At 64.8% G+C, this 9522-nt stretch carries 8 protein-coding genes and 1 pseudogene; 5 read left to right on the top strand and 4 right to left on the bottom strand.

Annotation, left to right across the window (positions count from 1 at the left end):
* Positions 1-981 (top strand): aminopeptidase (locus Q0693_RS02415; protein ID WP_298628914.1); only part of this gene is annotated, 981 nt, incomplete at its 5' end.
* 98 nt (positions 982-1079) lie between these two features.
* Here Q0693_RS02415 and Q0693_RS02410 read toward each other — a convergent pair.
* A complete protein-coding gene (locus Q0693_RS02410) occupies positions 1080-2318 on the bottom strand; it encodes an aminotransferase class I/II-fold pyridoxal phosphate-dependent enzyme (RefSeq protein WP_298628912.1) in 1239 nt (412 codons plus the stop codon).
* A gap of 21 nt (positions 2319-2339) precedes the next feature.
* Complete coding sequence (locus Q0693_RS02405; protein WP_243030356.1) at positions 2340-3869, bottom strand: cation:proton antiporter family protein; 1530 nt, start codon at positions 3867-3869, stop codon at positions 2340-2342.
* A gap of 195 nt (positions 3870-4064) precedes the next feature.
* Here Q0693_RS02405 and Q0693_RS02400 point away from each other — a divergent pair.
* From Q0693_RS02400 to Q0693_RS02390, 3 genes and pseudogenes are all read left to right on the top strand, one after another.
* Positions 4065-5060: pseudogene (locus Q0693_RS02400) on the top strand (ABC transporter substrate-binding protein).
* Positions 5050-5799 (top strand): ABC transporter ATP-binding protein, encoded by a 750-nt coding sequence (locus Q0693_RS02395; protein ID WP_243030354.1) that lies wholly within the window; start codon positions 5050-5052, stop codon positions 5797-5799. The pseudogene Q0693_RS02400 and the gene Q0693_RS02395 overlap by 11 nt, the downstream one beginning before the upstream one ends.
* A complete protein-coding gene (locus tag Q0693_RS02390; protein WP_298628908.1) occupies positions 5784-6536 on the top strand; it encodes an ABC transporter permease in 753 nt (250 codons plus the stop codon). The genes Q0693_RS02395 and Q0693_RS02390 overlap by 16 nt, the downstream gene beginning before the upstream one ends.
* On the opposite strand, the gene Q0693_RS02385 is transcribed toward Q0693_RS02390, so the two are convergent.
* Together Q0693_RS02385 and hslO are read right to left on the bottom strand one after the other, a co-directional pair.
* On the bottom strand, positions 6533-6946 hold the full coding sequence (locus tag Q0693_RS02385; RefSeq protein ID WP_243030352.1) for a universal stress protein: 414 nt from the start codon (positions 6944-6946) through the stop codon (positions 6533-6535). The two genes, Q0693_RS02390 and Q0693_RS02385, sit on opposite strands and share 4 nt — an antisense overlap.
* Positions 6947-6958: 12 nt before the next feature.
* Positions 6959-7981 carry an Hsp33 family molecular chaperone HslO gene (hslO, locus tag Q0693_RS02380; RefSeq protein WP_298628905.1) on the bottom strand — a complete coding sequence of 341 codons (1023 nt, stop codon included), beginning with the start codon at positions 7979-7981 and terminating at the stop codon, positions 6959-6961.
* A 36-nt stretch (positions 7982-8017) separates the two neighbouring features.
* Between hslO and cysS the strand changes: the two genes are divergently transcribed.
* Entirely contained in the window at positions 8018-9463 is a 1446-nt protein-coding gene (cysS, locus tag Q0693_RS02375) for a cysteine--tRNA ligase (RefSeq protein ID WP_298628903.1), read from the top strand.
* Positions 9464-9522 lie beyond the last annotated feature (59 nt).

Below are 9522 nucleotides of genomic sequence, written 5' to 3'. Positions count from 1 at the left end.
TGGCTCTATGAGGGCATGGCCAAGGCCTTCCGCGAGGGGGCTGCCCGGCTGGCGGTTTCCGGCAACGACCCCAAGGCCCTCGAGGGCCTTCCCCCAGAGCGCATAGGCCGGGCCCAGCAGGCGCAAAGCCGGGCCTACAAGCCGGCCCTCGAGGCCATAAGCGAGTTCGTCACCAACTGGACCATCGTGCCCTTCGCTCACCCTGGCTGGGCCAAGGCGGTCTTTCCCCAGCTACCCGAGGAGGAGGCGGTGGCCCAACTCTGGCAGGCCATCTTCCAGGCCACCCGCGCGGATACCCTAGACCCCGTGGCCGCCTGGGAAGCCCATAACCGCTCCTTGCACCAGAAGGTGGCTTACCTGAACGAAAGGCGTTTCTCCGCTATCCACTTCCGAGGCCCAGGAACCGACTTGGTGGTGGGCCTGGCGGAAGGGCACCTCTGGCAAGGAGGGGCCACCCCCACCCAGAAGGGGCTTCTCTGCAATCCCAACCTACCCACGGAGGAGGTCTTCACCGCACCCCACCGGGAACGGGTGGAAGGGATCGTGCGGGCCAGCCGCCCCTTGGCCTTGGGGGGGCAGCTGGTGGAGGGCATCTGGGCCCGCTTTGAGGGGGGGTATGCCGTGGAAGTGGGGGCGGAAAAGGGGCAGGAAGTTCTCCTTAAGGCCCTCTCCACCGACGAAGGCGCCCGGCGCCTAGGAGAGGTGGCCCTGGTGGCCGCCGACAACCCCATCGCCAGAACGGGCCTGGTTTTCTTTGACACCCTCTTTGACGAAAACGCCGCCAGCCACATTGCCTTTGGCCAAGCCTATGCCGAAAACCTGGAGGGCCGCCCTACAGGGGACGAACTCCTTAGGCGCGGGGGTAACCAAAGCCTGGTGCACATTGACTGGATGATCGGCTCGGAGGAGATGGACGTGGATGGGCTCCTAGAGGATGGTACCCGCATTCCCCTGATGCGCAAAGGGCTTTGGGTGGTCTAGGGCGGGTTGACCTGGTGGGAGGGGCTCTGGCCCCTCTTCTTTAGCCCACTTTATGTGAGTACCTTCACGATGCAAGTCGCTTGTGCTTTTCCTCCCCTCTAAACAAAGGACAAGGCCCCCCTAAACCAGCCCACCAGGTCCTCCGCGTCCTCCAACCCCACGGAAACCCTTACCAGGCCCGGCGTAACCCCCGCCTGTAGCCGGCCCTCCTCGGACAGGCGGCTATGGGTGGTGGTCCACGGGTGAACCAGAAGGGTGCGGGCATCCCCCAGGTTAGCGGCCTTGGGCAAGGGAATGGCCCCTAAAAAGCGGCCTGCCGCCTCCTGGCTTCCCAGGTCCAGGGTGAGCATGGGCCCCCCCGAGGCCAGGTACTTCCGGGCCATGGGGTAGGCTGGGTCTTGGGGCAAGCCAGGGTAACGAAGGGCTTGGATCTTGGGATGGCCCCTAAGAGCCTCCGCCAGATGCAGGGCCGTTTCGCTCATCCGCTTTACCCTGAGGGCTACGGTCTCCAGGCCCTGGAAGAGAAGGTAGGCGTTGAAGGGGGATAGGGCCATACCCATAAGGGAAAGCCCCAGGGTGCGCACCCTTTCCGGGTAGCACCTAGGCCCCAAGGCCTCCCAGGGCACCTGGCCCCGGGCATCGGGCTCTAGAAACTGGGGGTAGTGCTGCCAGATCCCCGTCTCCCGCACCAAAACCGCCCCCCCCAGCACCGAGCCGTGGCCGCTCGCCCACTTGGTGAGGCTTTGTACCACCACGTGGGCTCCCCACCTTAGGGGCTTGGCCAGCGCCCCCGCGGCCCCGAAGGTGTTGTCCACCACCAAGGCGATCCCCTTCTCCTCGGCCACGGAGGCCAGGCCCTCGAGGTCCGGCACCATCAGGGCAGGATTGGCCATGGTCTCCACGAAGATGGCCCGGGTACCCTCGGTAAGGGCCTCGCGAACCCGGTGGGGCTCGGGCTCCACGTAACGCACCCGTATCCCCCAAGGGGCCAAAACCTGCTGGAAAAGGCCGATGGTCTGGCCGAAAAGCCCCTTGGCCGCCACCACCTCATCCCCTGGGCGGAGCAGCGCCATTAGGGCAGCGAAGGTGGCCGCCTGCCCCGAGGCAAAAACCACCGCCTCCATGGCTCCCTCAAGGGCCTTAAGCCTATCCTCCAAGGCCTTGGCCGTGGGGTCCTTCTGCCGGGCATAAACGTAGCCCTCCCCAGTGGCAAAGCGCTTTGCCCCCTCCTCCAGGGTCCTAAAGCCGTAGGCGGCCACGGCGTAGATGGGAAGCCCCACCGCTCCATGGGGGTCCTCGGGTAGCCCCGCGAGCACCGCCAAGGTGTCGTAGTTCATACCCCTAAGTTTAGCTTTTCCCTAGGCTTCGCTGGCTTGTAAAACCCTTTCGGCAAGTCGCTCCCCGGCCTCCAGAAGCGGATGGAACACCACATCCACCCCCGCCTGCAAAAGCCGGGCGTCCTCCTCCTTGGCGTAACTCACCGCCCCCACCACGCCCGCAAAGCCTTTGGCCCGCAGGGCCCTGGTGGCCTGGAGGCGGGCCTCGAGGTCGGGGAGCGCTAGCACGACCCCCTTAACCCCCCTCAGGTCCAGCCCCTCCCAAAGGGCCTGGTCCTCGGCATCCCCATAGAGCACCCGCCGGCCCTTGGAACTGTGGTACTCCACCTTGGCCGGGTCGCTATCCAAACCCAAGACCCTCTCCCCTTTCTCCGCCAGGAAGCGGTAGGCCGCTGTCCCCGTCCGCCCCATGCCCACCACCAGCCACCTGGCCCCCAAGGCCCCTTGCGGCTCCTCGTCAGGGTGTAGCCCGGGCCGTTCCCACCCTTTAAGCCAAGGCTTCCACCTTTCATAAAGGAGGTGGGCTTTCTGGACCATCGGGGCTCCCAAGAGGAAAGAGCCCCCCACGGCTAGGGCCACGGCCCCTACGCCCTGGGGCGTCATCTGCCCTAGCCCTTGCAGCACCCCCGCCACCACCAGGCCAAACTCCGAGTAGGTGCCCAGGCCTACCCCCACCAGAAAAGCCGTGCGGGCCCTAAAGCCCTGGCGGACCAGGGGTAGGAAGAGAAAAACCGGCTTGAGCAATAGGAGGAGCAAAAGCAAAAGCCCCACAAAAACCCCATCGGGACCTACCGCCATTCCCGCCCTAAGGAAGAAGGCCACCAAAAATGTCTCCCTCAGCGCCCAGAGCCTTTCCACCACCTCCCCTACCCCCGGGTAGCGGGACAACCCCAAGCCCATAAAAAGAGCCCCCAAAGCCTCCGGGGCCTGAAGGAAACGGGCCAGCTCCGCCCCCAAAAGGGCCAGCCCCACACCCAGAAGGAGCTTAAGCTCAGCGTTTTGGGCCAGGTGAAACAAGCGGACCAGTAGCGGTCGCAACAAAGGAAGGGCCAAGACGGAAAACCCCAACGGCCCTACCCCTTGGAACCCCGCAAGGATGAGGAGGGCCAGCGATACCACATCCAAAAAAACCGAGATCCCCAGGGCCAGCTGCCCGTGCAAGGCGGAAAGCTCCCCCTTGCCCTGAAGCACCCGGGCCAGAAGCACGGTGCTGGGATTGAGAAGGGCCACGGCCAACACCAGTAGGGACAAGAGGTTCTGCGCCAGACCCAGGATGTAGAGGGCGGCCAGGAAAACCGGAAGCAAGAGGAGCTGAAAAACCCCGGTGACCCAAACTTCCCGGCGCACCAGGCGTTCTAAGCGCAGGCCGAGACCCACGGTGAAAAGCAAAAGGTAGACGCCAAGGTCTGCGAAAAAGTCCAAAAGGGGATCACCGGCCACGCCCAAAAGCCTCAAAGCCATCCCTACACCCAGGTAGCCCAAAAACGCGGGCAACCCCAGGCGCACCAAGAGCACCCCGGAAAAGTAGGCCAAAAGCAAAACGCCGGGCACCAGAAACCCCCTATACGAAAAAGGAGGGCCATAAGCCCCTCCCTTTCCCCAGTATACGTAAACCCCAAGGCTTACCGATTCCGGGGCTAGATAAACCCCCGTATAGCCCTGGGGAAGGATCTGCCGGTGGGCCCTCACCCAAGGCCGTGCCTTATACCCTTGACATGATGAAACTCATACCGCACCATAAAGGGCATGAGCTGCTGCGTGGATCGCCGAAAGGTGGTCAAGGGCCTTTCCGGCTTGGCCCTCCTGGGCTCCGGTATGGGACAGAGGGGCAGGAAGCGGATTAAGCTGGCCTTTTGCTCCCAGCTCCTCTGCATCATCCCTTATGAGGTGGCTGCCAGAAGGGGGTACTTCCAAGAAGAGGGCCTCGAGGTGGAGCTGGTCTACGCCCGGGGGGGAAGCCAGGCCCTCCAGTTTCTGGTAGGCCGGGCCGTGGACTAGGCCGCCACCAGCCTGGATGCCGCCCTCCAGGCCTACCAGCAAGGTGCCCCCATCCTGCGCTTCGCCTCCACGGGGAGGTTACCCCTGTTCGCCCTGGCCTCGAGCCCCAAGGCACCGGGCATCCGGGGGATCAAAGACCTGGAGGGGCGCACCGTGGGGGTGTCCGCCCTGGGCAACGCGGACCATGTGCTCCTGGTCTACCTGTTGAAAAAAGCTGGGCTGGACCCCAAGCGGGTGCAGTACGCCACCCTGGGCCCCAACCTCTATGAGGCCTTAAAGGCCGGCCACGTGGAGGCCGGGATGATCCAAGAACCGGCCCTTTCCCTACTCAAGGAGGCGGGAGGGCGCGAGCTGGTGAACCTCATGGACCTGAAGCAGGCCACCGCCTTCCTGGGAGGCCCCTACGAGTTCATGGGGGTGGCTATCCGGCGGGAGGAAAGGCCAGCCCGCCTCGAGGAGATGCGGGCCATGGCCAGGGCCCTAGAAAAAGCTCTGCGCTTCATCCGGGCAGCGGAGGCCCGCCTCATCGCCGACACCTTGCCCAAAGCCCTCATCGCCGGTGGGGACGAGGTACGGTTCAAGGCCATCATTGAGCGCTACCGCAAGGACCTCTATCCCTTAGGGGTGCGCATAGACCTCGAGGCCGCCCGCCGGGTGGCGGAGAGCCAGATGGAAGCCGGCCTCCTCCCACCCGGTTTCCAAGTGGAAAGGCTTCTGGACCTGGAGGTCCTGGGTGGTGCTTGAGGTACAAGGGCTCCATCTGGGTTACGGACCCATCCCCGTCCTGGAAGGGGTGGACCTTCAGGTGGAGGAGGGGGAGTTCGTAAGCCTAGTGGGACCTTCAGGGAGTGGCAAAAGCACCCTGCTCCGGGCCATTGCTGGCCTCCTCACCCCGCAAAGGGGAGGGATCCAAAGAGCCTGCCCCCAGGAAGAGGTAGGCTTCCTCTTCCAGGAGGATGCCCTTCTCCCTTGGCGCACCGCCCTGGATAACGTAGCCCTGGGCTTGAGAATCCGGGGCTGGCCCAGGGAGAGGGCCCGGAAGGAGGCCGAGGCCTGGCTGGAGCGCCTTGGCCTAAGCGGGTTAGGCCACCGGTTCCCCCACCAGCTTTCGGGAGGGCAGCGCAAACGGGTGGCCCTGGCCCAGGTGCTTGCCCTGAAGCCTAGGCTGCTTCTCATGGACGAGCCCTTCGCCAGCCTGGATGCCATTTTGCGCACCCAGGTGACCCAGGACCTCCTCAGCCTGGTGGAGGAAGAGGGCATCGCTGTGCTCCTGGTGACCCACGACCTGGAAGAGGCCATCAGCCTGGCCGATCGGGTCTGCCTCCTTTCCCAAGGGCCTAGGGCTAGGATCATCCAAGAGCACCGCATCCCCTTTTCCCGTCCCCGGGACCCGGTGAGGGTGAAGGCCGACCCCCGGTTTGGCCTCTACCTGCAAAGCCTTTGGCAGGAGCTCAAGGAGGCTTCGCGATGCGCCGTAACCTAGGCCTAATGGCCCTTCTCATCCTGTGGGAAGCCCTCTCGGCCCTTGGCCTCCTTAACCCCCTTTACGCCCCTCCTCCTTCCCAGGTGCTCCTGACCCTCATGGGCCTTTTCCGGGAAGGGGAGATCTGGCCCCACCTCCAAGCCACCTTCACCGCAGCCCTATTGGGTCTGGGAACCGGCATCCTCCTCGGGGGAATCCTGGGCCTTTTGGCCGCCTTCAGCCCCCTGGTCGCGGATCTCTTGGAGCCGGTGATGCTCCTCCTCAATGCCATACCCCGGGTCATCCTCGCCCCCCTCTTCGTCATTTGGCTGGGCATTGGCCTGGCCTCCAAAGTAGCCCTCAGCCTGGTCTTGGTGGCCGTCCTCATCTTCTTCGCGGTCTACAGCGGGGTGAAGCAGGTGGACCCCAGGCTGGTGGAGAGGATCCGCACGCTGGGAGGAGGCCGCTACTGGCTCCTAAGAGAGGTCTACCTCCCCTCCATCACCGCCTGGGTCCTCTCCTCCTTAAAAGTGGCCGTGGGTTTTGCCTTTACCGGGGCGGTGGTAGGGGAGTTCGTGGCGGCAAGCCGGGGCCTGGGCTATCTCCTCTCCTTCGCCCAGAGCACCTATAACGCTAGGCTCAGCCTAGCCCTGATCGCGCTCATCGTGGCCTTCGTGCTCCTCCTCTTCTTCCTCTTTAACCGCCTCGAGGCCAGGCTCCTTCGCTGGCGTGGCCAAACCTCCCCCACCCCGGGCTAACGCACCAGGAGCACGGGGCAAGGAGCCTCCGCCACCACCTTCTGGCTTTGGCTACCCAGGAAGAGGCTCCCGATGGCCCCCAGGCCCCGGGTACCCATGACGATGAGGTCGGCCTTCTCCCCCATGGCGGCCTCCAGGATGGCCTCCGCCGGCCGGCCCTCCAGGAGAAGGGCATCCTCCCTGGGCACACCGGTTAGCTCCAAGGCTTCGGCCAAGACTTTTTCCGCCCGCTCCAGGCGCCTTTTCAAGGCCTCCTCAAAAAAGGGCTCGCCCAGGTAGTCGGGCACGGGTTCATACACGTGCACCACCACCAGCCTGGCCCCGTGGGCCTGGGCCTCCGCCTTAGCCACCTCCGCCGCCCGCCGGGCATGGTCCGAGCCGTCGTAGGCCAAGAGGATGGTCTTGAACATGCCCTAAGCTTATCAAGCCTGGGCCCTTTTTTCCGAAGGAATCTCCACCTTGCGGCCGCAACGGCAGGTGTCCCCCTCAATCCGGAACAGGGTACCGTCCGCCCTGGGATACAGCCAAAGGGCACCGCAATCGGGGCAGCGTACCTCCGCCACCAGGGAGCGGATCTCCTCGGGGGAAAAGCGGTAGACCTCCCCGCACCAGTGGCAGACCACCTCCGCTCCCCCGTCCTTCACGATCATGTCCTCCCGCTCCTCCGGGGTGAAGAAGACCAGGGCCTCCAGGGCCTTCTCCCGGCTGCAGCGGCACTGGAAGCGGGCGGGGATCTCATTTAAGGGGTAGCCCAGGGCCCTAAGGTCCGTGCGGGCAAACCCCAAGCCCGAAAGGAGCCTTTCCAAGGCGGCCTCCAGGCCCTCCTGCAAGAGGGGCGTGATGCCCTTGATGCCTGAGAGGTTGGCCTCGAGGCGGGATAGCACCTCCTCGGGGGTGTCCGGCATCACCTGGATGGCCACACCCCCCGCCACCTCCACCTCCCCTTCCCCCTTAACCCGCACCCCCAGGAGGATGGCCGAGGGAATCTGCTCCGACTGCCAGAGGTAGTGGGCCAGGTCCTCGGCAATCTCCCCAGAAACCAAGGGCACCGTGCTGGTGTAGACCTCCCCATTGGGCAGGCTCCGGTCCACCCGCAAAACCCCGGCGCCCAAGAGCTCCCCCACGTTCAGCTTGCCGTCCTCCCGCAAGGGCACCTCCGCCTGGGGGTTCTTGACGTAGCCCCGCACCTGCCCAAAGGCGTCCGCCTCCGCCAGAAGCCCGCCCAAGGGCCCCGTGCCCTCTATGCGCAAGGTAAGCCTTTCCTTGGGGGTTTTGAGGAGAAGCTGGGCCAAGAGCAAGGCCCCCGTGAGGGCCCGCCCTAAGGCGGCGGTGGCGGTGGGGGAAAGCCCATGGCGGCGCCGGGCCTCCTCCACCACGTCCCCCGTGTCCGCCGCCACCACCCTAAGCTGCCCCTCCCCTGCCAACCCCCTCAGAATCCGTCCCATACCCCGCCATTATGCCACGGGCCTATAATGGCCCACATGGGCCTTCGCATCTACGACACCTTGCAACGGGCCAAGGTGGACTTCACCCCCGCCGTCCCGGGGCACGTGGGCATCTACGTGTGCGGCCCCACCGTGTACTCGGACCCCCACTTGGGCCATGCTCGAGGCCCCATCGTCTACGATGTGCTCCGCCGCTACCTCCTTCATCAGGGCTACAAGGTGCGCTTCGTCTCCAACATCACCGACGTGGGCCACCTCACCGACGACGCCGACCAAGGAGAGGACAAGATTGTGCGCCGGGCCAAGCTGGAGCGGCTTGAGCCCATGGAGGTGGCGGAGAAATACACCTGGAGCTACTTTGACGCCATGGCCGCCCTTAATGTCCTGCGGCCTTCCATCGCCCCCCGGGCCAGTGGCCACATACCGGAACAGATTGAGCTTACGGAAAGGCTTTTGCACCTTGGCTTCGCCTACGAACGTAAAGGAAGCGTCTACTTCCGGGTAAGGGCCTTCCCCCAGTATGGGAAACTATCGGGAAAGCGCCTGGAAGAACTCCGGGCAGGGGCGAGGGTGGAGGTGCGGGAGGAGAAGGAGGATCCCCTGGACTTCGCCCTTTGGAAGGCCGCCGAACCCGGCCACCTGATGCGCTGGAAAAGCCCCTGGGGGGAAGGGTACCCTGGCTGGCACATAGAGTGCACCGCCATGAGCCTCAAGTACCTGGGGGAGGGGTTTGACATCCACGCGGGGGGCATAGACCTGCAGTTTCCCCACCACGAGTGCGAGATCGCCCAGGCGGAGGCGGCGGGCTACCGTTTCGCCCGCCACTGGATGCACCACAACCACGTGCTCCTGGAAGGGGAAAAGATGGCCAAGAGCACCGGGAACCTGGTCCTCCTCCATGACCTCTTGGAGGCCCACGAGCCCATGGCCTTGCGCTTTTACCTCCTGCAGACCCACTACCGTAGCCCCATGGACTTCACCTTTGAGGGCCTCGAGGCGGCCAAGCGGGGCTATGCCCGCCTCCTCCACGCCTACCGCGAGGTGCGGTCCAGGGTCCCCACGGCGGCCCCCGGCGCCACCCCGGAGCTGGAAAGGGCCCTTGACGCCCTGGAGAAGGATTTTCTCGCCGCCATAGAGGACGACCTCGGCACCCCGGAGGCCCTGGCTGCCTTTTTCACCTTCCTCCCTGAGCTGCATAGGCTCCTCCCGGAGGCCAAAGGGGACACCTTAAGGCGCACCGCCCAGGTCTTCCGTACCCTGGGAGAAGGCATCCTGGGCCTCTTCCCCGAAAGGGTTCTGGAGGAGAAGGTATCCGCTCCCCTATTGGAAGGCCTCCTCGCCCTGCTTCTGGAGCTAAGGGAGGAGGCCCGGCGGGCCAAGGATTACGCCAAAAGCGACCTGATCCGGGAAAGGCTCAAAGCCCTCGGGGTGGTGGTGGAGGACACCAAGGAGGGCCCCAAGTGGCGGCTGGCCCTGGAATAGCTCACCAAATGTCTTTGACGGAGGCTTCGGCCAGCGGTGAAGGCCCAGGGTCTCCAAGG

The sequence above is a fragment of the uncultured Thermus sp. genome, assembly GCF_938010445.1.
In the GTDB taxonomy this organism is placed as follows: Bacteria; Deinococcota; Deinococci; order Deinococcales; family Thermaceae; genus Thermus; species Thermus altitudinis.
Note: the sequence above shows the minus strand (reverse complement) of the source record. Positions and strands in the feature narration are given on the sequence as shown.

Coding starts and splice junctions, on each gene's coding strand:
- Q0693_RS02385 (WP_243030352.1), bottom strand. CDS start 6,946: ATGTTCAAGACCATCCTCTTGGCCTACGACGGCTCGGACCATGCCCGG.
- Q0693_RS02390 (WP_298628908.1), top strand. CDS start 5,784: ATGCGCCGTAACCTAGGCCTAATGGCCCTTCTCATCCTGTGGGAAGCC.
- Q0693_RS02410 (WP_298628912.1), bottom strand. CDS start 2,318: ATGAACTACGACACCTTGGCGGTGCTCGCGGGGCTACCCGAGGACCCC.
- cysS (WP_298628903.1), top strand. CDS start 8,018: ATGGGCCTTCGCATCTACGACACCTTGCAACGGGCCAAGGTGGACTTC.
- hslO (WP_298628905.1), bottom strand. CDS start 7,981: ATGGGACGGATTCTGAGGGGGTTGGCAGGGGAGGGGCAGCTTAGGGTG.